Here is a 21,411-nt window from a genome sequence, read left to right as displayed (position 1 = left end):
CGTACTTTGACAAGTCAAAGGCAGCCGGATACAGACGCTTTCGGGGGCTCGGGTCGGCGCGTCCGTTCAACGGCAAGATTCTTCGGCGGCGGCGCATCACTTCCACTGCAGAAAGAGGTGCGCAATTATGCAGATTGCGAAAAATAATTCAACCTGCTTTTATGATTGTTTTGCCCAAGGAGCACCCGATGGACTATCGCCAGCTAGGCCGAACCAATCTGAACGTGAGTGCCCTCTGCCTCGGAACCATGACCTGGGGCGAGCAAAACAGCGAGGCAGACGCCTTCGCCCAGATCGAGCGGGCCAAGGGCGCCGGGATCAACTTCATCGACACCGCCGAGATGTACCCGGTACCACCCAAGGCCGAAACCTACGCCACCACCGAACGCTATATCGGCAATTATTTCAAAAGCCGCGGCGACCGCGCCGACTGGATCCTGGCCAGCAAGATCGCCGGCCCCGGCAACACCATCGACTACATCCGCGATAAAAGCCTGCGCCACAACCGCCGGCACATCAGCGAAGCGGTGGACGCCAGCCTTCAGCGCCTGCAGACCGATTACATCGACCTGTATCAATTGCACTGGCCGGAGCGCAGCACCAATTTCTTCGGGCAACTCGGCTACAAGCACAAGATCGAAGCCAACCTGACCCCGCTGGAAGACACCCTCGAAGCACTGGACGAGCAGGTCCGCGCCGGCAAGATCCGCCACATCGGCCTGTCCAACGAGACGCCGTGGGGCACCATGCGCTTCCTGGCCCTGGCCGAAGCCCGAGGCTGGCCGCGCGCGGTGTCGATCCAGAACCCGTACAACCTGCTCAACCGCAGCTTTGAAGTCGGCCTGGCGGAAATCGCCATCCGCGAGCAATGCGGCTTGCTCGCCTATTCGCCGCTGGCGTTCGGCTTCCTTTCAGGCAAATACGAAGGTGGTGCCCGCCCGCCAAAAGGTCGCCTGAGCCTCTACAGCCGCTTCAGCCGCTATTTCAACCCGCAGTCGGAAGCGGCCTGTAGCCGTTACGTGGCCCTGGCTCGCGAGCACGGCCTGGACCCGGCGCAAATGGCCCTGGCGTTCGTGACGCAGCAGCCGTTCGTGACCAGCAACATCATTGGCGCGACCACGATGGAGCAACTGGAGAGCAACATCGCCAGTTTTGATCTGAAATTGTCGGAGGAGGTACTGGAAGGGATCGAGGCGATTCACAAGGATCATCCGAACCCTGCTCCATAACCCCCACTTGTAGGAGCGAGCTTGCTCGCGAAAAACCTGAGCACTCCGTTGGGTGTCAGGTTTTCAACGTTATCGTTGACGACCATCGCGAGCGAGCTCGCTCCTACAATGATCTGGCGATGATTTCCTTCATGATTTCATTGGTCCCGGCATAAATCCGCTGCACCCGCGCATCCGCCCATGCCCGCGCGATCGGGTACTCCCACATGAACCCGTAACCGCCGTGCAACTGCACACACTCGTCGAGTACCTTGCATTGCAGATCGGTGCCCCAGTACTTGGCCATCGCCGCCGTCGGCACGTCGAGCTTGCCTTGCAGGTGCAGTTCCAGGCAACGGTCGACGAAGACCCGGCCGATCTGGATTTCCGTGGCCATCTCCGCCAGCTTGAACCGGGTATTCTGGAAGTCCGCGATCGACTTGCCGAACGCCTTGCGCTCGCGGGTGTAGTCCAGCGTCCATTGCAGCGCCGCTTCCGCTGAAGCCAGCCCGCCTATGGCCACCGTCAGGCGCTCCTGGGGCAACTCCTGCATCAGATAGGCAAAGCCCATCCCGGCCTGGCCCAGCAGGTTTTCCCTGGGCACACGCACGTCCTGGAAGAACAGCTCCGAGGTGTCCTGGGCTTTCATCCCGACCTTCTCCAGGCGCTTGCCCTTGTCGAAGCCCGGCGTATTGGCCTCCACCAGAAACAGACTGGTGCCCTTCGCACCGGCCTTCGGATCGGTCTTGGCGACGACGATCACCAGATCGGCCAGGTAGCCGTTGGTGATAAAGGTCTTGGAACCGTTGATCACGTACTCATCGCCATCGAGCACGGCCGTGGTTTTCACCCCTTGCAGATCGGAACCGGCGCCCGGCTCGGTCATGGCGATCGCGGTGACCATCTCGCCGGACACCAGTTTCGGCAAGTATTTGTGTTTCAGCGCTTCACTGCCGTAATGCAGGATGTACGGCGCCACGATGTCCGAATGCAGGGAAAAGCCGATGCCGGTCAGACCCAGACGCCCCACCTCTTCGATCACCACCGCACTGTAGAGAAAGTCCGCCCCCAGGCCGCCGTACTCTTCCGGCAGGTGCGAGCAAAGCATCCCCGCCTCCCCCGCCTTGTTCCACAGTTTGCGGTCGATATAGCCTTGTTTTTCCCATTGCCCATGGAACGGCACCGCCTCTTTTTCGAGGAACGTTCTTACGCTGTCGCGGAAAAGCTCGTGCTCGGAACTGAACAGGGTTCTGGGGATCATGCGACACCTTTTCTTTGTAATTAGAGGGAATTGATCTTCAGAGCCTAAGCCTCGCCTCCGATACAGGACACTGGACACATCCGACAAAAAATAAGACGATCCAGCCGTCTGGTGACCACTTCCCCCTATAAAAATAAAGTTGAATTATGTCTAACCAAGCCTCCACGCCATTGCGGCGCGTCAGCATCCTGGCCATCGACCGGGTTTTCGCTTCCACCCTCATGCAAGCCAAGGATTTCTTCCACCTCGCCAGCCTGCGCTACGGCAAACAGCTGGGCCAGGGCCTGACACCGGCGTTCGAAACCCGCCTGGTCAGCCCCGATGGCAAACCGGTCAACACCTTCAGCGATGTGCTGATTCCGGTGGATGGCGGGCTGGAAAACGCCGACATCATCGTTCTTCCCGCGTTCTGGGACGATTTCGAAAGCCTTTGCAAACGTTACCCGCAAGTCCTGCCCTGGTTGCGCCAGCAACATGCGCGCGGTGCCGTACTGTGCGGCGAAGCCACCGGCGTGTTCTGGCTCGCTGAAGCCGGATTGCTCAATGGCAAGGAAGCGACTACCTACTGGCGCTTCTTCAATGCCTTCGCCGAACGCTTCCCCCAGGTTCAACTCAATCAGGACAAGCACCTGACCGACGCCGACAACCTGTACTGTGCTGGCGGTACCACCTCGGCATGCGATCTGTACATTTACCTGATCGAGCGCTTCTGCGGTGCCAATGTGTCCCAGGCCGTTGCGCGGGACATTCTGTATGAGGTGCAACGCAGCTACGCGCCTGGACGCATCGGGTTTGGTGGCCAGAAGCTGCACCAGGACGTGATCATCCTGCAGATCCAGCACTGGCTCGAAGAACACTTCGCCGACAAGTTCCGCTTCGAAGACGTCGCCCGCGAACACGGCATGAGCATCCGCAACTTCATGCGCCGCTTCCAGACCGCCACGGGCGACAAGCCACTGCATTATCTGCAGCGCCTACGCATCGAAACCGCCAAGGGCTTGCTGTCCGCCAGCCGCAAGAGCATCAAGACCATCAGTTACGAAGTCGGCTACGACGATGCGAGCTTCTTTGCGCGGCTGTTCCGCCAGCACACCGAACTGTCGCCGAATCAGTATCGGCAGCAGTTTCAGCAGGCAGCTTAAAAGATCGCAGCCTACGGCAGCGCCTACAGAATGGTGTGTACCTGTAGGAGCTGGCGAAGCCTGCGATCTTTTGATCTTCGGCGCACAAAAAAGGCCTGCATGCGCAGGCCTTTTTTTATTTTCCGAATCGTCCTACGGCTTGTGCGCCCGGGCGAGGAATTCGTGGGATTGCATTTCCAGCAGACGACTCAGGGTTCGCTGGAATTCGAAGTTCAGGCGACCGCCGGTGTACAGATCCTTGAGCTCGACTTCGGCGGAAATGATCAGCTTCACGTTACGGTCGTAGAACTCGTCGACCATGTTGATGAAGCGTCGGGCGATGTCGTCGGTGGTGACGCTCATCTGCTCGACATCGCTGAGCAACACAGCGTGGAAGATCTTGCCCAGCTCGATGTAGTCGTTCTGGCTGCGCGGGCCGTCGCACAGTTCGCGGAAGTTGAACCAGGCCACGTCATCGCAGGTGCGCAGGGCGCGAATTTCACGATTTTCGATCATCAGCACGTCATTTTCGACCGCTGCCGTGCATTCCGGTGTCAGCGCACGGAAGCTCTTGCGCAGGCTTTCGTTGGCGGCTTCGTCGAGCGGATAGTGGAACAGCTCGGCTTGTTCCAGGTGACGCAGTCGATAGTCGACGCCGCTGTCGACGTTGACGATCTCGGTGTTCTGCTTGATCAGCGCAATGGCCGGCAAGAAGCGCGCGCGCTGCAGGCCGTCCTTGTACAGGCCGTCCGGCACGATGTTCGAAGTCGCGACCAGGGTCACGCCGTTCTTGAACAGTTCTTCCATCAGGGTGCCAAGGATCATGGCGTCGGTGATGTCGGAAACGAAGAACTCATCGAAGCAGATGACCCGGGCTTCGGTGGCGAAGCGCTTGGCAATGATGGTCAGCGGGTTTTTCTCGCCGCCCAGGGTTTTCATCTCTTCGTGCACGCGCTTCATGAAGCGGTGGAAGTGCGTACGGGTCTTTTCCTTGAAGGGCAGCGCTTCGAAGAAGGTATCCACCAGGTAAGTCTTGCCGCGACCTACGCCGCCCCAGAAATACAGGCCCTTGACCGGGGTCTGATCCTTCTTGCCAAACAACTTGCCCAGCAGGCTCGGTTTGTTTTGCTCGGCCGCGACCAGGTCGTCGTACAGGCGCTGCAAATGACGCACGGCGGTTTCCTGTGCGGCATCATGGAAGAATTCCGGGCGTTTCAGATCAGCTTGATATCGTTCTAGGGGCGTCATAATTCGTTAGCAAGGCAACAAAAACGGGCCGACACTGTAGCGACGGCCCGGAGGAATGGCAATCGGCCCTTGGTCGGGCCGAGCCGTTGATTATTCCTGAATCGGTGTCAGGGCAATGCGCAAGGCCTCGATGGCCGCGTCGCGTGCGGTGCTGTCGGCGAAGGTCGGGCTGTCGGCTACGCACTCGCCTTCCAGCCATACACTGAAGCTCAGCGCTTCACTGCGCACGTCCAATGCCTGACCTGATTGCAACTGCTTGGTCACTTGACCTGCGGTCTTGCCGTCGGCGAAGTTGCGCGATAGCAGCAGTTGCTCGCCATCGGCGGCCAGCAGACGGAAGCGAAAACTGCCGTCGTCTTCGCGGAAGCTGACAAAACGTGCAGCTTTTGCAGCTTTCTTCCTGGTGGTTGCCGCCACTTGCGTCTGAGCAACGAAGGAGCGCAGGCCCACCGCTTCACGCAGTTCGTTGAGGAAGGGTGTCGCTACCGCACGGGCCTTTTTCGCGCCGTGTTGCAGGATGTCTTCCAGATCCGCCGGGCGCTCGATCAACAGGTTATAACGCTCGCGGGACTCGCCCAATTCGTTGTCCAGTAGCTGGAACAGACGATTCTTCGCCTCGCCCCAACCCAGACCCTGCAACAGTTCGCTGCGGAACTCATCGGACTGCGCCGGGGTGGCGAACGCTTGAAACAGAGTGAACAGGTGCGAATTGTCCGGATCCTTGGCTTCGCCCGGCGCGCGGGAGTCGGTGACGATCCGTGAAATCGCGTCCTTCATTTCTTTGGCGCTTGAGAACAGCGGAATGGTGTTGTCGTAGCTCTTCGACATCTTGCGGCCATCCAGGCCCGGCAACGTGGCGACGCTCTCTTCGATCAACGCCTCGGGCATGGTGAAGAACTCTTTGCCCTGGCCAAACAGGTGGTTGAAGCGCTGACCGATGTCCCGCGCCATTTCCACGTGCTGGATCTGGTCACGACCGACCGGCACCTTGTGCGCGTTGAACATCAGGATGTCCGCGGCCATCAGCACCGGGTAGCTGTACAGGCCCATGGTGATACCGGCATCCGGGTCTTCGCCGGTCTCGACGTTCTTGTCCACCGAAGCCTTGTAGGCGTGGGCGCGATTGAGCAAGCCCTTGGCCGCAACGCAAGTCAGCAGCCAGGTCAGTTCGGGGATTTCCGGGATGTCGGACTGACGGTAGAAGGTCACGCGGTCGACATCCAGGCCACCGGCCAGCCAGGTCGCGGCGATTTCCAGACGCGAGCGCTGGATGCGCAGCGGGTCATCGCACTTGATCAGGGCGTGATAGTCGGCCAGGAAGTAGAACGAATCGGCATTGCTGTCACGGCTGGCGACGATCGCCGGGCGGATGGCGCCAGCATAGTTGCCCAGGTGCGGCGTGCCGGTGGTGGTGATGCCGGTGAGGATACGGGTACGAGTCGTCATGGGTAATCGCTTGTCAGACTGCAATCAATTCGAGAGACGCGGCAGGATCAGATCCTTGAGATCGGTCAGCTTGCCATGAAAAAAGTGTCCGCATTCTGCCACTTTCAGCAGCTCATGGGGACGTTCGAGCTTGTCGGACCATTGGTAAACGACTTGTGGATCGATCACTTCGTCGGTTTCCGGTTGAATCAGGGTCAGTTCGCCGTGCTGTGGCAGTTGATCCTGGTCGCCGAGGCGCATGACTGCCGGCGCAACCATGAACAGGTGCTTGAGCTGCTCGCCCCTGGCCTCGAGGCGTCCGCCGAGACTTGCGGCAACAAAACCGCCGAAGGAGAAACCGAACAGGGTCAGCGGCAATGCCGGGTGTCTGGCGCGAAACCATTCGGCGACAGCCTGGGCATCATCGACTTCACCGGTGCCCATGTCGTGGGTGCCTTCGCTGGCACCGACACCACGATAGTTGAAACGCAGGGTGATCAAACCGGCATCACGCGCGGTGCGCTGCAGGGTCGAGACCACTTTGTTGAGCATGGTGCCGCCCTGCACCGGGTTTGGATGGCAGATCAGCGCCAGGCCGCGCGGATCTTCATTATCAAGATACAGGGCTTCCAGTTGCCCGACCGGGCCGTCAATCAATACAGGGGTTTCACGCATAAGCAAGGAAGGAACTCCGTGACCTCGAATAAGGTCGACTCGTCTAGCAAATTGTCTGTGGCTGTCTATCGCGAGTGAATCGCGGTATACAGCGCAGGTTCGAGCCGTTAACGTAAAGCAAAGCCGTTTATAGAGGAAGGACTCGTGGAACACTCGCTCTTAGTTTGGTTGTTACCGACTCTTGCCCTGGTTGTGGGTGTCGCCATTGGGTTTCTGATCGCTCGCCTTGCGCCGAATGCCGCGCCTAACCGCACGCAGCGTCAGCTGGACGATATTCAGGAACGTTTCGACAGTTATCAGAACGAGGTGGTGACCCACTTCAACAGCACAGCGACACTGGTCAAGAAGCTGACTCAGAGCTATCAGGAAGTGCAGGACCATCTCGCCGAGGGTGCCAACCGCCTGGCCCTGGACGAACAGACTCGCCAACGCCTGCTGGCCTCCCTGCATGCCGATGCAGCGCAGGCTCCACGGGAACGCCTGACGCCGCCACGCAATCAGGAACCGCCACGCGACTACGCACCGAAAGCCCCGAACTCGCCGGGCATGCTCGATGAGCATTATGGCCTGAAGAAGTAAGCGGGCCCGCAGGCAAAAGCCCCCGGACAAGTGATTGTCCGGGGGCTTTTTTTATTTCTGATCCTGTATCTCTGGTGCCCACACTGGCCTCTTCGCGGGCAAGCCCGCTCCTACAGGGTCATGCTTTGAATACAGATTTTGTGTACGGCATCGATCCTTGTGGGAGCGGGCTTGCCCGCGAAGGGGCCAGAACTGACGATACAAAAAAGCCCGCTTGATCTGTTTAGAATCGGGCGGGCCTTTTTACGCCTGGGGTTCAATCAGACGATCAAGGATACTGCTGAACCTGACCTTGCTGCTGAGCACCATACTGCTGGCCAGGAATCGCCTTGAGGTTGACCTCTACACGGCGGTTCTGCGCACGGCCATTGACGTCGGCGTTGCTGGCAACCGGGCTATCCGGGCCGGCGCCACGGGCGCTCAGGTTGGCACCGCTGACACCTTGCGAGGTCAGGTAGGTTGCCACGCTTTGGGCGCGACGCTGGGACAGGTCCATGTTGTGCTGGCGACTGCCGGTGCTGTCGGTATAGCCGACGATCTCGATCTGGTTCTGGTTGAACTCTTTCAGCGAGCCCGCCAGGTTGTTCAGCGGCTGATAGAAACCTGAGGCAATATTCGCCGAATCGGTCGCGAACGTGATGTTGCCCGGCATGATCAGTTTGATCTGGTCGCCCTGGCGCTGCACTTCAACACCGGTGTTGGCCATGCTGGCGCGCAGCTTTTTCTCTTGTTGATCGGCGTAGTAGCCGTAGCCGGCGGCAGAAGCACCGACCACCGCAGCACCGATCAGGGCGCCCTTGCCACGGTTATCGTGGTTGATGGCAGCACCGGCCAGCGCACCGGCCAGAGCGCCTAGGCCACCGTATTTCGCGGTCTTGCTCATGCCTTCGGAGCCGCTATCCGTCTGACCCTGGGCTTGGCCCTGACCGCCGTATGGGTTAGGCGAGGCACAACCGGACAAAACGGCCACAGCCGTAGCGAGAATAATCAAACGACGCGTGGTGAACATGTAAAGCTCCTACTTTTTTGCATTCTGTGGTGCAACGGACCAAGGCATCAGTCTTTGCGGGCGTTGGATCATGTTAACGGGTAAAAATTCCGAATGTTACAAATCAGCCCCGAACAAAGGGGTTCTCGCGCATTTCGTCGCCCAGACGGGTGTCCGGACCATGTCCGGTCACCACGGTCGCTTCTTCGTCGAGGGTGTACAGCCGCTGCTTGATCGAGCGCACGATGGTCGCCTGGTCGCCACCCCACAAATCCGTTCGCCCGACGCCGCGACGAAACAGCGTATCACCGGCAATCAGCAGCTTGGCCTCGGAAAACCAGAAGCTCATGGAGCCCGGCGTATGACCTGGCGTGTGCAGCGCCACGCCACATCCGCAAGCCAGTTCTTCATCATCGGCCAGCCAGCGGTCCGGAGACGGCACCGGGGTATAAGGAACGCCGAACATCTGGCACTGCATTTCCAGGTTGTCCCACAGAAACTGGTCTTCCTTGTGCAGATGCAGGGTCGCGCCGGTTTTCTCCTTGAGTTGACCGGAAGCCAGGAAATGATCGAGGTGGGCGTGGGTGTGAATGATGCTGACCACTTTCAGCCCCAAGGCATCGAGACGCGCCAGGATCAGTTCATGATTGCCACCCGGATCGACAACGATGGCCTTTTTCGTCACCGGATCGCCGATGATCGTGCAGTTGCACTGCAAAGGGCCGACGGGGAAGGTTTCGCGGATGAGGGTGGGTTGCTGGGACATCAGGGCCTGCTCGATAAACGGGGACGAGGGATTTTCGCACACTTGAGTATCCAGCCAATGGCCACGATGGGTATCGTGAAGAATCCTTAACCCAAAACCCCCAGCTCCTTGGCCCGCGCCACCGCCTGTGTACGCCGCTCGACCCCAAGCTTGCTGTTGATGTGGCTGGCGTGGGTCTTGACCGTGTGCAGGGAGATAAACAGCTGATCGCTGATTTCCTGGTTCGAACAGCCCTGGGCGATCAATCGCAGAACCGCCATTTCCCGCGTGCTGAGCTGCTCCGCGGCCGCGCAGGACTCCAGTCCGGGACGGGCTGCCAATGCCGGCAGTTTTTCACTGAGGTTCAGGGAAACGGGGGTTGGCGGACAGCTTTGAAGCTGTCCACGCAGCCAGTCCGGGTGCTCGGCCAGCAGGCCCTCAAAGGGTTGCAACACTCCTCCGCCAGCGGCATCCAGCGCCTGAGCCAGTGCCTTGCGTGCTTCCGGCTCCCGCCCGCTACCCAGCAATAATGCCACTTTCTGGGTCAACGCCATGACACTGAGCAGCTGCCGACCGCTTTGCTGGCCATGTTCAAGCAGTGCATTCAAACGCCCTTCGGCCAGCATCGGTTGGCCCTGGATGACGTCGAGCAAGGCTTGTTGCAATTCGATATGCAGCGGCAATTGCGGATGGAATTCCGGTGGTGCCGCCCCGTTTTCGCCGTTATAGGTCTGCCCCAGGCGCGACAGCCAGGCTTCGGCCAGATCGATGCGCCCCTGGGCCAGCCAGAGTTCACATTTGACCAGGGTGATCATGGCCAGGTAGTAGATCGGTGGCACATCCCAGATGTGCATCAGCCGTTCGGCTTCGGCCAGTTCGGCAAAGGCTTTGGCGAACTCGCCGCTGCTGCCTTCCAGCCTGGCAATCACACAATGGCCGATCAGTACGCTGATGTCACGACAGGCTCGCGCCTCGCTCAAACCGATCTGCAATCGCAGCCGCGCCGCCTGCGGCTGCATGCGCAGGGCCAGCAGAAAGCCTTCATACAAGGTCAGCCGGGCTCGAACTGCATACAGCCGCTGCGCAGACAAGCTCTGCAGGCGTTGCATCCCCTGACGGACCTCCTCCAGCGCCCGACAGATTTCTCCGCGCGCTTGCAGCACCCGAGCGCGGTCGTAGTGCGCCAGCGCTTCGAACAACGGGTTGCCGACCCGTTGCGCCAGCTCCAGCGATTCGCGGTTCAGCCCCCGCGCCCGCCACAAATCACCGTCGGCAATGGCCAGGTTGGACAGGGTCGAGAGGCACATCAGGCGCTGGCCGTAACGCTTGCACGGAAGACTTTCCAACGCTTCGCGGCAGTACCGCAGCGTCAGTTCGCGGTTGCCGCGCCCACGGGCAATGATGCCACTCAACGCCAGCCATTGAGCCAGCATGGACTTCTGGGCGGTGGCCGACGGAGCGGGCAGGAAGCGACTCAAATGGCTGGCCAGCTCCTCGGCGGCATCCAGTTGGCAAGCCATCCCCAGCGCCCAGCTATAGAGCACAATCAGTCGCGGCGTGCTGATCAGCAAGCTGTCAGGCAAGTCCATTTTCCAGCGCAGCAACATGCCGACGTTCTGCTCGGCCAGCAGTTGCTCTTCGGAGAGGTTCTGCACCAGGTTCGCCGCGACGTCCAGGTGACCGGCACGCAAGGCCTGCTCCACGGCCTCATCGAGCAGTCCCTGGGCATTGAACCAGCGGCAGGCACGCAGGTGCAGACTGGCGGCCGGCACCATCGACTGGGAAGCAGGCCGTGTGCGCAACAGATCGGAAAACAGGTGGTGGTAACGATACCAATGGCCATGCTCGTCCAGTGGCACCAGGAACACCTGGTGGGCAAGCAGGAAGCGCAGGATCTCCCCGCTGTCATGGGCGTCGCGAACGGCGTCGCACAGTTCGCTGCAAAAGCGTTCCTGGGGTGCCGTGTCGTAGAGGAACGACTGGACCTCGGCAGGCAGGCAATCGATGACTTCTTCGAGCAGATAATCGCGGATCAGCCCTTCCCCGCCGTGCAACGCTTGCGGCAGCGCGCCATCGGTGCCTGCCTCCGAGGCGGCCAGCAGCCAGAAGCGCAACCCCGCGACCCAGCCTTCGCTGCGCTGGATCAGGTTTTCCAGTGCCTCACCGCGCAAGGAGCTGCTGTGCCGGTCGAGCAGGCTCAAGGCTTCGTCGTGGGTCAGGCGCAGATCCTGTTCATGCAACTCAAGTAGTTGCCGTGACAGCCGCAGCCGCGCCAGGTGCCAGTCGGGGCGTTGGCGACTGGTGACCATCACCAGCAAGCCATCGGGAAGATGATTGAGGAAAAACTGCAGGCAGCGGTCCAGCACCGGCCCTTGGGCCAGATGGTAATCATCCAGCACCAGCAGTAATGGCGTCGCTGTAGACAAGTGCACGGCCAGTTCGTCAAGCAGGCCGTCCAGCCATTCTTCGAACGCGAACGGCTGATGGCGCTGGCGCATTTTCAACAGCCCGAGCGATTGCCTGCCCAGATGCGGGAAATAGTCCTGAAGACCTTCCAGCAGTCGTTCGAGAAAACGCCCCGGGTCACTGTCTCGCGGGCTCAACCCCAGCCAGAGACTTTGCCAATGCGCCGGCAACCCCTGGCAAAACTCCACCGCCAACGAACTCTTGCCGAACCCTGCCGGTGCGCTGACCAGCAACAGCCTGCCGCCGAGCCCGGCACTCAGGCGCTCGCACAAACGTGGACGCAGCACATGGCCGTCGGGCAACGGCGGGCGGAAGAAGCGCCCGTCGAGTGTCGCGACAGCAACGTGTGCAGAACCCGGGGATGTAGACAAATCAGTCATGGCCGGCTCTTGTTTGAATTGCGGGTGGCGGCGTTGCAGATGTCCGCAGACTAGCCGTAAACGGATAGGGAATGAAGGTAGTTGCTACAAATGGCTACAAAAAGTCTACAAACAAAAAAACGCCCCGAACCAGTCGGGGCGTTTTCAGAGGGTGCGGCCTCTACTCAGTTCACCTTAGCGAACACCGTCCTGGCGCAAGGCGGCCGGGGTGAAGTCGCTGGTGGTGGCAGTGAAGCCGAAGTCATAGGCCGACTTCTCTTCGTTCTTCATGCCCAGCGCCAGGTAACGACCCGATTGCAGGTCATACAGGGCTTCGAGGGCATACCACGGCACTTGCTTGTCGTAGTAGTTCTCGGCATGGGCCTCGGCGACGCGCCACAGTTGACCGCGACCGTCGTAGTGATCGATGACCGCTGCTTGCCAGGTGTCTTCGTCGATGTAGAAGTCCCGCTTGGCGTAGATGTGACGCTGGCCTTCCTTCAGGGTTGCAACCACATGCCACACACGACGCAACTCGTAACGCGCCAGGTCCTGGTTGATGTGGCCGGCCTTGATGATGTCGTCGTACTTGAGCGTTGGCGAGTCGAGTTTGTAGCTGTCGGAGGCGATGTACATCTCTTTCTTGCCTTCGAGCTTCCAGTCGTAACGATCCGGTGCACCGTTGTACATGTCCAGGTTATCGGAGGTACGCAGGCCATCGGCAGCCGTACCCGGACCGTCATACGACACTTGCGGGGCACGACGCACACGACGCTGACCGGCGTTGTAGACCCACGCCGAACGCGGTTCCTTCACCTGGTCGAGGGTTTCGTGCACCAGCAGTACACCACCGGCCAGACGTGCCGGCGCGGTCACTTTCTGCTTGAAGTAGAACAGGATATTGCCCGGGTTTTTCGGGTCGTAATCCTTCATTTTGTCGCGGAACACGAACTGGTCCTGGAAGTACACCATGCTATACGAGCCATTCGGTTGCGGTGTGGCCTGGGTCACCAGACGGGTCACGCTGCCACCACGATAGCGGGTGATATGGTTCCAGATGACTTCAACGCCGCTTTTCGGAATCGGGAACGGAATGGCGGTTTCAAAGTTCTCCAGGCCGTTGCCGCCGGACACCAGATTGGTGTTGGTGGCGTTGCGCTTGATAGCGGCGAACACATCATCCGGCACGGTGGCACCGCGGTGGGACGGGTACACCGGCATCTTGAAGGTTTCCGGGTAGCGCTTGAACATCGCGTACTGGCCAGGGGCAAGCTTGGCCTTGTACTGGTCGACGTTCTGCGCCGTGATAGTGAACAGCGGTTTTTCACCCGGGTACGGATCGGACAGGAAGCCTTTGCTGTCGACGGTGCCGGCGTTCTTCGGCAGCGGTTTCCAGGCCGGGATCGAACCGTCGGCGTTACCCGCCATTTCGGCGCCCATCGGGGTCAGGCTCTTGCCCAGCTTGTCGGCCTCAGCCTGGGGAACCGCTGCGATGACACTGGTCGCCAGCAGCGAAAGACCCAGAACACTGGCGTGGAACAGACTCTTTGTTATTTTCATATGTGCGTTCGTCCAGAAAATGCAGTGCTTAGAAGTTCACGCCGACGCTGAGCGCAACGAAGTCGCGGTCATCCACGGTGGTGTACTTGCCGTCGAAGAAATTGGTGTACGCCAGGCTCGCGGTGTAGGTGTTCTGGTACTCGGCATCGACACCCAGGCTCACCGCTTTGCGGCCTTCCTCGAAGTTGCCGCCAGGGCCAGGGGAGTAACCGCTCACGTCATGGGACCAGGCAACGTTCGGCTTGAGGTTCACACCGGCAAACACGTCGTTGTATTCCCAGATGGCACGACCGCGGTAGCCCCACGAAGTCGGGGTGGTGAAGCCTTCGTTGGTGCAGTTGCGGCTGCGGTTGTTGGTCGGCGTACCCGGGCCCGCACCGTTGATGGTGCTGGTGTTGAGCGCCACGCAGGTATCGAGCGCACCAGAGGCTGGCAACTCACCCGGGCCGTAGACCGGATCGCGGCCATAACGAACGTCGGAAGTGCTTTCCAGGCCGCCAACGTGGGTCACGCCCACTTCACCCACCAGGGTCAGACGGCTGGCGCCCATGACCTGGTCGAAGAAGTGCGTCAGGGTAGTCTGGAACTGGGTGACTTCCTTGCGACGATACCCGTGCAGGTCCTGACCCGGTACGCCGGTAAGCAGCGATGCATTGGTCAACGGATTGTTCGGGTTGTTATTGCCCAAGGGACGTATACCGGAGAACAGGATGTCGGTGGAGTTGAGCTGCACTGGCGCGTTCGGACGGTAGCTGATCTCACCGCTCCACGCCGTACCGGTAGGCAGGGTGGTGGAGAAGCTCAAGCCATACAGGCGAATGTCCTCGGGGTATTCGATGAAGTATTGCGAATTACCTGCCACCAGCAGTGGCCCGAGTGCCGCGAACGGGCCGGGCAACCCACTGGCCGTGTTGAAGACCGACTGCGGCGCACCGGTAGCGCTGAAGATCGGCGCACGGCTGTGGTAGTTCATGAAGTAGGCGCCGAACTCGGTGTCCAGCGGGTCGAACATGTACTTGAAGGACGCGCCCCACTGGCCGCTGTCGCGGGCATCACGATCGGGGCCACGACGCACAAGAACACCCTCTTCGTTGACGTCGACGCCATTGGCGGCCAAAGGCCCCAGGGCAATGGCCGGAATTTGCGAACGCTTGTTAAGCACACGCAGGTTGTCGTTGCAGCCGTCGGCAACGATGTCTGGCTGGGAGAAGAATGTGCCGCAGTTGTCGACGACCGTCTGATCCCATTCAATTTGATAGAACGCTTCGGCCGAGAGGTTTTCGGTCAGGCTCTGGGACACATAGAACATGTTGACCGGGATCAGGCCTTCCTTGATCTCGGCACCCGGACGGCGGAATGCCGACACGTCGATCGGGTTGATCGAGTTGATGCCGCCGCCAATGAAGGTACTTTCACCCCAGCTCACGACCTGCTTGCCCAGGCGCACGGAACCTGGTTGATCGGCAATGGAGTAGTTGTGGTAGACGAAGGCGTCGAGGAGTTGAGTGCCTGCGGACTTGGCGCCCTCCTTGCGACCGTCGTCGCTGATGTCCTTGAACGGACGGCTTTCGTCCTTCAATTCAAAGTCGTACCAGTATTTGCCTCGGACGAAAACACCGGTATCGCCGTATTTCAGTTCAAGGTCATGGATGCCCTTGAAGATCTTCGAGAAGGTTTCCCCGCTCTTGAAGTTCAGGTGACCGTCATCAGAGGTCTGGGACAAACCCTTGCCGCCGTTGTTGACACCGATGAGGTTCTTGTTCGGCTGCTGAGTAGACCAGCTGGCACCAATCGACAGGGATGAGTCGAACTGACCTTCGATTTCACCGACGTTGAAACTGACGCCGAATGCTGGCCCGGCGAGCGTAGAGGCAAGACTGACAGCCAGGGGCAGTTTCGCCCGGCGCCAGAACTGGTTTACTGATGTCATCGACGCTACTCCATGTGCATTTTATTTTTATGGCAATGAGCACTTCTAAAAACGCTGTGGATAACCGGGAGCCATGGCGTCCCAAAGTCATTCCAAAGATGCATCGCCCCGGTTCGTGCGGTTGCTCCGTTCTTAAAAATCCTTGAACGGACTATAGCCAGCAGGTAGTTGTGCTTGATCCCTCTAAAGTGTGATTTGCAGCTGCCAGCCACTCTGGAACAGTCCTTTCGCCAGTCCGACACCCGTCGGCACGGCAAGGATGGCTGAAAAAATCGATTTGACAAGCCAAGCGCTTGCTTGGTGGGGCTGGCGTGCCCTTTCGGGCACGCCGGGAGGCGCTTAAAGCGTCGAGAGGAAGGTACTGTTGGTGGCCTGCCATTCGGTGATGTCGACACGAATACGCTTCTTGTCGAGTTTGCCAACGCTGGTCTTGGGAATTTCAGTAACAAGGGCGATCTGGCTCGGAATCGCCCACTTGCTCAGGTGCCCCAGCTCCACAAACGGTTTGAGGTGTTCCTTGAGTTCCCGGGCTCCGATTACGTACCCCTCACGAACCACCAGCAGGGCAAACGGTCGCTCCCCCCACTGCGGATCGGGGATCCCCACCACTGCTACTTCACGTACCGCTTCATGACGGCTGATCAGGTCTTCGAGGTCCAGGGAGGAAATCCACTCGCCACCGGTCTTGATCACGTCCTTGATCCGGTCACGAATGTCGATCACGCCCATGCTGTCCAGGGTCGCCACGTCGCCGGTGTGCAGCCAGCCGCCGGCCCAGAGCTCCGCGCCCTTCTGGGGTTCATTGAAGTAGCCCTCGGTGAGCCACGGTGCACGCAGCACCAGTTCACCCTGAGTCTCGCCGTCGGCGGGCAGGAAGTTGCCCTCGGTGTCGACGATCGCCGCCTCCACCAGTGGCCCCGGCACACCGGCCTTGATCCGGTAAGTGGTGCGTTCGTCTTCGGTACCGGCCATCAATTCGTCGTTGAGGTGCGCGCACGACACCAGCGGCCCGGTTTCCGACATACCGTAGGCGGCGGTCAACTGAATGCCCTTGGCCTTGGCCGCCTCATACAAGGTGCGGTTCAGGGCGCTGCCGCCGATGACGATTTTCCAGCCGCCGAAGTCGACATTCTGCGCAGCCTTGGCATTGAGGACCATCTGCAGGATGGTCGGCACGCAATGGGAGAACGTGACCTTCTCCTTGCGCCACAATTCCACCAGGTACTCCGGGTCATAGCGGCCGGGATACACCTGCTTGAGCCCGAGCATGGTCGCCACATACGGCAAGCCCCAGGCGTGGACGTGGAACATCGGGGTGATCGGCATGTACACGTCGTTGGTGCCCAGCAGGCGCACGCTATCGATCGCGCCCATGATGGTCGACACGCCCATGGTGTGCAGCACCAGTTGCCGATGGGTGAAGTACACGCCCTTGGGGTTACCGGTGGTGCCGGTTGTATAGAACGTGGTCGCGACCGAGTTTTCGTCGAAATCCTCGAAGTCGTACTGCGGGCTCGCCGTGGCCAGCAGTTGTTCGTATTCGCCGACGAGGTTCGGCAGGTCCGCGGTTTTTTCCGGCAGGTCAGTCAGCAACAGGGTTTTGTCGACCGTCGTCAGATGCCCTTCGATGGCCTTGTAGAGACCGACGAACTCGCTGTTGACCAGCACGAAGCGGTCCTCGGCGTGGTTCATGGTGTAGAGGATCTGTTCCGGCGACAGGCGCACGTTGATGGTATGGATCACCGCACCGATCATCGGGATGGCGAACATGCATTCCAGGTAACGATGGCTGTCCCAGTCCATCACACCCACGGCATCCCCGGGCTTGACCCCGGCCGCTGTCAGCACGTTGGCCAGACGGGCCACCCGTTCGATCAGGGTCGGGTAGCTGTAGCGCAACTTGTCGCGGTAGATGATCTCGCGGGTTTTCTCATAACGGGCACCAGACATCAGCAGCCGCTTGATCAACAACGGGTACTGGTAAGCGCCTTCGGCCGGGGGGATAACGCGAGTCTGCAACATAAGAATCCCTTTTTCTGACTGCACGGTCGTGACTGAAAGTACGCACTGTAGTGCCCTTGTTCGTCAGCCAAATCAGCCAAAGGAATGATTTGCAGAGCTGCGCAAATGCTAGCGTTGCGCCAGCATTCGTAGGCTTTCATGACAGAAACTGTAGGAGCTGCCGCAGGCTGCGGCAGCTCCTACAGGATGTGTGATTGATCAATGCATCTCGGTAAAAGCCAGCTTCACGCCAATCGCAATCAGTACCGCGCCCATGGTCCGGTCGAACCAGTGACCCATGCGCGCAAACCCGGCGCGTACGCGCTGCTGGCTGAACAACATCGCCACCAGGCAGAACCAGACCGCTGTCGCCGCTGCCAGGTAAACCCCGTAACCGGCCTGTACGGCCAGTGGTGTTTGCGGGTTGATCACCACGGTGAACAGCGAGAGGAAGAACAGCGTGGCTTTCGGATTGAGACCGTTGGTGACGAAACCTGAGGTGAAGGCACCACGGGCCGTGCGCTCGCCGGCTTCCTTGTGCAGACCGTCCGCCACAGGCTTGGCCGGTTGCGCGCGCAGTGCCTTGTAACCGATGTACAGCAGGTAAGCGGCGGCGGCCCATTTCAAGGCATTGAACAGCACTATCGACTGGGACACGATCAGGCCGATACCCAGCAACGAATAACCTACGTGCAGGAAAATCGCCGTCCCCACACCCAGCGCGGTCCAGGTGCCCGCGCGGCGACCGTGGGTAACACTCTCACGCACCACCACGGCAAAGTCCGGGCCGGGGCTGGCCACGGCCAGCAGGTGAATCAGGGCAACGGTCAAGAACTCTGTCCAGTACATGGGGGCTCCTTCAGGCCAAGCGTAACTATTTATTCCATCTGGTAGGCTCGGCAGATTACGCCTTCAGTTCACTGCACAAAAGGTACAGTTGATGACGAACACTCGCCGCGCCGTTTTCCTCGACCATCCGTCCCTGGACCTCGGCGACCTTGACCTCAACCCGTTGCGCAATTGTTTCAGCGATTTGCAGCTGTTCGCCCAGACCCTGCCCGATCAGGTCATCGAACACCTCAAGGGCGCCACCGTCGCCATTAGCAACAAAATTGTCATCGATGCCGCCGCCATGGCCGCCAGCCCTGATCTCAAGCTGATCCTGATCACCGCCACTGGCACCAACAATGTCGACCTCGCCGCCGCCCGCGCCCACGGGATTACCGTGTGCAACTGCCAGGGCTACGGTACGCCATCGGTGGCGCAGCACACGATCATGCTGCTGCTCAACCTGGCCACACGCCTGGCCGATTATCAAAAAGCCGTCGGCGAAGGTCGCTGGCAGCAGGCCAAACAGTTCTGTTTGCTGGATTACCCGATTGTCGAACTCGAAGGCAAAACCCTTGGCCTATTGGGCCACGGCGAATTGGGCGGCGCAGTCGCACGGCTGGCCGAAGCCTTCGGCATGCGCGTTCTGCTGGGGCAAATTCCCGGACGCCCCGCCCGGCCGGACCGCTTGCCGCTGAATGAACTGTTGCCACAGGTCGATGCCCTGACCTTGCACTGCCCACTCAACGAATATACCCGCCACTTCATCGGTGCCCCTGAACTGGCCTCGATGAAGCCCGGTGCATTTGTGGTCAACACCGCACGCGGTGGTCTGATCGACGAACAGGCGCTGGCCGACGCCTTGCGCAACGGCCATCTGGGCGGCGCCGCCACGGACGTGCTGAGCGTCGAGCCTCCCGTCAACGGCAATCCGCTGCTGGCCCACGATATTCCGCGCCTGATCGTCACCCCGCACAACGCCTGGGGCAGCCGCGAAGCGCGCCAGCGAATCGTTGGCCAAGTGACCGAAAACGCACAGGGATACTTCAGCGGTAAGGCGCTGCGGGTCGTCAGTTGATAAACTGCGGCACTTTTTTTCAAGGGAGCAGTTATGGATCCGCGCAGTGAAGTACTGCTTCGTCAGGCCGAGTTATTCCAGGGTTCGGTGTTGTTGGCCGGTTTGCCCGCCGACGACTTGCTAGGCCGTCTGCCCGACGCTCACGGCTGGTGCTGGCACGCCGGCGATCAAGCGGCGCTGGACGCCCGTTTCGCCGAGCGCAGCCATTTTGGCGTGAATGCGCCCGAGCGTGCGTTCGATACCGCCGTGGTGTTTCTGCCCAAGGCCAAGGACCTGACCGACTACATCCTCAACGCCCTCGCCTCGCGGCTGGCCGGCCGTGAGTTGTATCTGGTCGGCGAGAAAAAAAGCGGCATCGAAGGTGCCGCCAAACAACTCAACCCGTTCGGCAAGCCACGCAAGCTCGACAGCGCGCGCCACTGCCAGCTCTGGCTGGTCACCGTGGCCAATGCACCTGAAGCCAAACCGCTGGAAAGCCTGGCGCAGACCTACGAACTGCCACTGGCCGAAGGCCCGCTGAAGGTCATCAGCCTGCCGGGGGTGTTCAGCCATGGTCGCCTGGATCGAGGCAGCGCGCTGCTGCTGGAACATCTGGACAAACTGCCCAGCGGTCACTTGCTCGATTTCGGTTGCGGTGCAGGAGTCTTGGGCGCGGCGGTGAAACGTCGTTACCCACACAACCAGGTCACTTTGCTGGATGTGGATGCCTTTGCCGCCGCCAGCAGTCGCCTGACCCTGGCGGCCAATGGTCTGGAAGCCGAGGTGATTACCGGTGACGGAATCGATGCCGCGCCCATGGGGTTGAGTGCGATCCTGAGCAATCCGCCGTTCCATGTCGGGGTGCACACCGACTATTTCGCAACGGAGAACTTGCTGCGAAAAGCGGCCAAACATCTGAAAAACGGTGGCGAACTTCGCTTGGTTGCGAATAGCTTCCTGAAGTATCAACCGCTGATCGAAGAGCATCTGGGTGTATGTGCGATCAAGGCCGAAGGACAGGGTTTCCGAATCTACCGGGCCAAACGCGGATAGTACTTCTTTTGAAAAAGAAGGCTTGCCGAATGGGTTTTGCAAAGGCAGAATCCGCTCCGTCCTAGGGGAGTAGTCTCCCACGAGCGCCACGCTCGTCCGGCATGCGTCAACATACTTGGTCAAAAGACCATGGCGCATGCGACCCAAGCATCCACATCAGATGGATCGCAGGGTTTGACAAGACCTATGACACGAACACCTTACCCGGGGCGGGAAGGCTGTACGTGTCATAGCCGTGTCGACCCGCCCCTTAGGAAAACCCCTGATGCTGGATTCACTACTCGTACCTACCGCAATCGTTGCCTTGGCCGAAATCGGCGACAAGACTCAACTGCTCGCGCTCATCCTCGCTGCCCGTTTCCGCAAGCCTTGGCCGATCATCGCCGGTATCGTCGCCGCGACCCTGGCCAACCACGCTGCAGCCGGTGCGATAGGCGCCTGGGTCGGCAGTTTCTTCTCGGATACGATGCTGCACTGGATCCTCGCCGCGAGCTTCGCCGCGACGGCCTTGTGGACCCTGGTGCCGGACAAGATGGATGACGACGAAGCCAGCACCGCCCGCAAGTTCGGGCCGTTCCTGACCACGCTGATCGCGTTCTTCCTGGCAGAAATCGGCGACAAGACGCAGATCGCGACCGTGATGCTGGCTGCGCAATATCCGGAGTTGTGGCTGGTGATCATCGGCACCACCCTCGGTATGTTGATTGCCAACGTACCGGTGGTTCTGGCGGGTAACTTTGCCGCGGACAAGTTGCCATTGACCCTGATCCGTCGACTGGCGGCGTCGGCGTTCTTCGTCCTGGCGATTGTCGCGGTGTACAAGGCGATGCAGAGCAGCGGGTGGGTTTGACGCGATAGCGTCGATAGACCGCGTTATCGTTCATCGTCGGAACGCCGCCCGGAGCAG

17 protein-coding genes and 1 riboswitch are annotated in these 21,411 nt (G+C 60.1%); of the genes, 6 read left to right on the top strand and 11 right to left on the bottom strand.

What is annotated here, in order from left to right:
• Positions 1 to 188 precede the first annotated feature (188 nt).
• A complete protein-coding gene (locus C8K63_RS00445; RefSeq protein ID WP_108214905.1) occupies positions 189 to 1,229 on the top strand; it encodes an NADP(H)-dependent aldo-keto reductase in 1,041 nt (346 codons plus the stop codon).
• A gap of 103 nt (positions 1,230 to 1,332) precedes the next feature.
• On the opposite strand, the gene C8K63_RS00440 is transcribed toward C8K63_RS00445, so the two are convergent.
• Positions 1,333 to 2,469, bottom strand: coding sequence for an acyl-CoA dehydrogenase family protein (locus tag C8K63_RS00440; RefSeq protein ID WP_108214904.1), 1,137 nt, complete (start codon positions 2,467 to 2,469; stop codon positions 1,333 to 1,335).
• A 221-nt stretch (positions 2,470 to 2,690) separates the two neighbouring features.
• Here C8K63_RS00440 and C8K63_RS00435 point away from each other — a divergent pair, with 221 nt between their 5' ends.
• Positions 2,691 to 3,611 carry a GlxA family transcriptional regulator gene (locus C8K63_RS00435; protein WP_177413320.1) on the top strand — a complete coding sequence of 307 codons (921 nt, stop codon included), beginning with the start codon at positions 2,691 to 2,693 and terminating at the stop codon, positions 3,609 to 3,611.
• 132 nt (positions 3,612 to 3,743) lie between these two features.
• On the opposite strand, the gene zapE is transcribed toward C8K63_RS00435, so the two are convergent.
• The 3 genes from zapE to C8K63_RS00420 form a co-directional block, all read right to left on the bottom strand.
• Entirely contained in the window at positions 3,744 to 4,838 is a 1,095-nt protein-coding gene (gene zapE, locus C8K63_RS00430; protein ID WP_108214902.1) for a cell division protein ZapE, read from the bottom strand.
• A gap of 90 nt (positions 4,839 to 4,928) precedes the next feature.
• Complete coding sequence (locus C8K63_RS00425; protein WP_108214901.1) at positions 4,929 to 6,284, bottom strand: tryptophan--tRNA ligase; 1,356 nt, start codon at positions 6,282 to 6,284, stop codon at positions 4,929 to 4,931.
• Between the two features lie 24 nt (positions 6,285 to 6,308).
• A complete protein-coding gene (locus C8K63_RS00420) occupies positions 6,309 to 6,938 on the bottom strand; it encodes an alpha/beta hydrolase (protein WP_108214900.1) in 630 nt (209 codons plus the stop codon).
• Positions 6,939 to 7,082: 144 nt separating this feature from the next.
• Between C8K63_RS00420 and C8K63_RS00415 the strand changes: the two genes are divergently transcribed.
• On the top strand, positions 7,083 to 7,517 hold the full coding sequence (locus tag C8K63_RS00415; RefSeq protein WP_108214899.1) for a YhcB family protein: 435 nt from the start codon (positions 7,083 to 7,085) through the stop codon (positions 7,515 to 7,517).
• 268 nt (positions 7,518 to 7,785) lie between these two features.
• Here C8K63_RS00415 and C8K63_RS00410 read toward each other — a convergent pair whose 3' ends face one another.
• The 7 genes from C8K63_RS00410 to C8K63_RS00380 all read right to left on the bottom strand — a co-directional run bounded on the left by C8K63_RS00410 (position 7,786) and on the right by C8K63_RS00380 (position 18,415).
• Positions 7,786 to 8,526, bottom strand: a complete 741-nt coding sequence (locus tag C8K63_RS00410; RefSeq protein ID WP_108214898.1) for an OmpA family protein — start codon at positions 8,524 to 8,526, stop codon at positions 7,786 to 7,788.
• Positions 8,527 to 8,629: 103 nt separating this feature from the next.
• Positions 8,630 to 9,271, bottom strand: a complete 642-nt coding sequence (locus C8K63_RS00405) for an MBL fold metallo-hydrolase (protein WP_108215462.1) — start codon at positions 9,269 to 9,271, stop codon at positions 8,630 to 8,632.
• Between the two features lie 86 nt (positions 9,272 to 9,357).
• Positions 9,358 to 12,096 (bottom strand): LuxR C-terminal-related transcriptional regulator, encoded by a 2,739-nt coding sequence (locus C8K63_RS00400; RefSeq protein ID WP_108214897.1) that lies wholly within the window; start codon positions 12,094 to 12,096, stop codon positions 9,358 to 9,360.
• Between the two features lie 174 nt (positions 12,097 to 12,270).
• Complete coding sequence (locus tag C8K63_RS00395) at positions 12,271 to 13,635, bottom strand: DUF1329 domain-containing protein (RefSeq protein ID WP_108214896.1); 1,365 nt, start codon at positions 13,633 to 13,635, stop codon at positions 12,271 to 12,273.
• 28 nt (positions 13,636 to 13,663) lie between these two features.
• Complete coding sequence (locus tag C8K63_RS00390; RefSeq protein WP_108214895.1) at positions 13,664 to 15,565, bottom strand: DUF1302 domain-containing protein; 1,902 nt, start codon at positions 15,563 to 15,565, stop codon at positions 13,664 to 13,666.
• 339 nt (positions 15,566 to 15,904) lie between these two features.
• The gene (locus tag C8K63_RS00385) at positions 15,905 to 17,587 is read right to left on the bottom strand and encodes a fatty acid--CoA ligase (protein ID WP_108214894.1); all 1,683 of its coding nucleotides are present in this window, start codon (positions 17,585 to 17,587) and stop codon (positions 15,905 to 15,907) included.
• A gap of 198 nt (positions 17,588 to 17,785) precedes the next feature.
• Complete coding sequence (locus C8K63_RS00380) at positions 17,786 to 18,415, bottom strand: LysE family translocator (RefSeq protein ID WP_108214893.1); 630 nt, start codon at positions 18,413 to 18,415, stop codon at positions 17,786 to 17,788.
• A 91-nt stretch (positions 18,416 to 18,506) separates the two neighbouring features.
• On the opposite strand from C8K63_RS00380, the gene C8K63_RS00375 reads away from it, so the two are divergent.
• From C8K63_RS00375 to C8K63_RS00365, 3 genes are all read left to right on the top strand, one after another.
• Complete coding sequence (locus tag C8K63_RS00375) at positions 18,507 to 19,472, top strand: 2-hydroxyacid dehydrogenase (RefSeq protein ID WP_108214892.1); 966 nt, start codon at positions 18,507 to 18,509, stop codon at positions 19,470 to 19,472.
• 33 nt (positions 19,473 to 19,505) lie between these two features.
• Positions 19,506 to 20,504, top strand: a complete 999-nt coding sequence (locus C8K63_RS00370) for a class I SAM-dependent methyltransferase (RefSeq protein ID WP_108214891.1) — start codon at positions 19,506 to 19,508, stop codon at positions 20,502 to 20,504.
• A 52-nt stretch (positions 20,505 to 20,556) separates the two neighbouring features.
• Positions 20,557 to 20,679: riboswitch (yybP-ykoY riboswitch) on the top strand.
• 90 nt (positions 20,680 to 20,769) lie between these two features.
• The gene (locus C8K63_RS00365; RefSeq protein WP_108214890.1) at positions 20,770 to 21,354 is read left to right on the top strand and encodes a TMEM165/GDT1 family protein; all 585 of its coding nucleotides are present in this window, start codon (positions 20,770 to 20,772) and stop codon (positions 21,352 to 21,354) included.
• Positions 21,355 to 21,411 lie beyond the last annotated feature (57 nt).

This window comes from Pseudomonas sp. GV085, from assembly GCF_003050925.1.
Taxonomy (GTDB): Bacteria; Pseudomonadota; Gammaproteobacteria; order Pseudomonadales; family Pseudomonadaceae; genus Aquipseudomonas.
The sequence above is the reverse complement of the archived record's forward strand: the minus strand, read 5'-3'. Positions and strand labels throughout refer to the sequence as shown.

Excerpts from the sequence above, each read along its gene's own strand:
- C8K63_RS00445 (WP_108214905.1), top strand. The coding sequence starts at position 189 with ATGGACTATCGCCAGCTAGGCCGAACCAATCTGAACGTGAGTGCCCTC.
- C8K63_RS00420 (WP_108214900.1), bottom strand. The coding sequence starts at position 6,938 with ATGCGTGAAACCCCTGTATTGATTGACGGCCCGGTCGGGCAACTGGAA.
- C8K63_RS00395 (WP_108214896.1), bottom strand. The coding sequence starts at position 13,635 with ATGAAAATAACAAAGAGTCTGTTCCACGCCAGTGTTCTGGGTCTTTCG.
- C8K63_RS00380 (WP_108214893.1), bottom strand. The coding sequence starts at position 18,415 with ATGTACTGGACAGAGTTCTTGACCGTTGCCCTGATTCACCTGCTGGCC.
- C8K63_RS00405 (WP_108215462.1), bottom strand. The coding sequence starts at position 9,271 with ATGTCCCAGCAACCCACCCTCATCCGCGAAACCTTCCCCGTCGGCCCT.
- zapE (WP_108214902.1), bottom strand. The coding sequence starts at position 4,838 with ATGACGCCCCTAGAACGATATCAAGCTGATCTGAAACGCCCGGAATTC.
- C8K63_RS00375 (WP_108214892.1), top strand. The coding sequence starts at position 18,507 with ATGACGAACACTCGCCGCGCCGTTTTCCTCGACCATCCGTCCCTGGAC.
- C8K63_RS00435 (WP_177413320.1), top strand. The coding sequence starts at position 2,691 with ATGCAAGCCAAGGATTTCTTCCACCTCGCCAGCCTGCGCTACGGCAAA.
- C8K63_RS00410 (WP_108214898.1), bottom strand. The coding sequence starts at position 8,526 with ATGTTCACCACGCGTCGTTTGATTATTCTCGCTACGGCTGTGGCCGTT.
- C8K63_RS00365 (WP_108214890.1), top strand. The coding sequence starts at position 20,770 with ATGCTGGATTCACTACTCGTACCTACCGCAATCGTTGCCTTGGCCGAA.
- C8K63_RS00440 (WP_108214904.1), bottom strand. The coding sequence starts at position 2,469 with ATGATCCCCAGAACCCTGTTCAGTTCCGAGCACGAGCTTTTCCGCGAC.
- C8K63_RS00400 (WP_108214897.1), bottom strand. The coding sequence starts at position 12,096 with ATGACTGATTTGTCTACATCCCCGGGTTCTGCACACGTTGCTGTCGCG.
- C8K63_RS00390 (WP_108214895.1), bottom strand. The coding sequence starts at position 15,565 with ATGACATCAGTAAACCAGTTCTGGCGCCGGGCGAAACTGCCCCTGGCT.
- C8K63_RS00385 (WP_108214894.1), bottom strand. The coding sequence starts at position 17,587 with ATGTTGCAGACTCGCGTTATCCCCCCGGCCGAAGGCGCTTACCAGTAC.
- C8K63_RS00425 (WP_108214901.1), bottom strand. The coding sequence starts at position 6,284 with ATGACGACTCGTACCCGTATCCTCACCGGCATCACCACCACCGGCACG.
- C8K63_RS00370 (WP_108214891.1), top strand. The coding sequence starts at position 19,506 with ATGGATCCGCGCAGTGAAGTACTGCTTCGTCAGGCCGAGTTATTCCAG.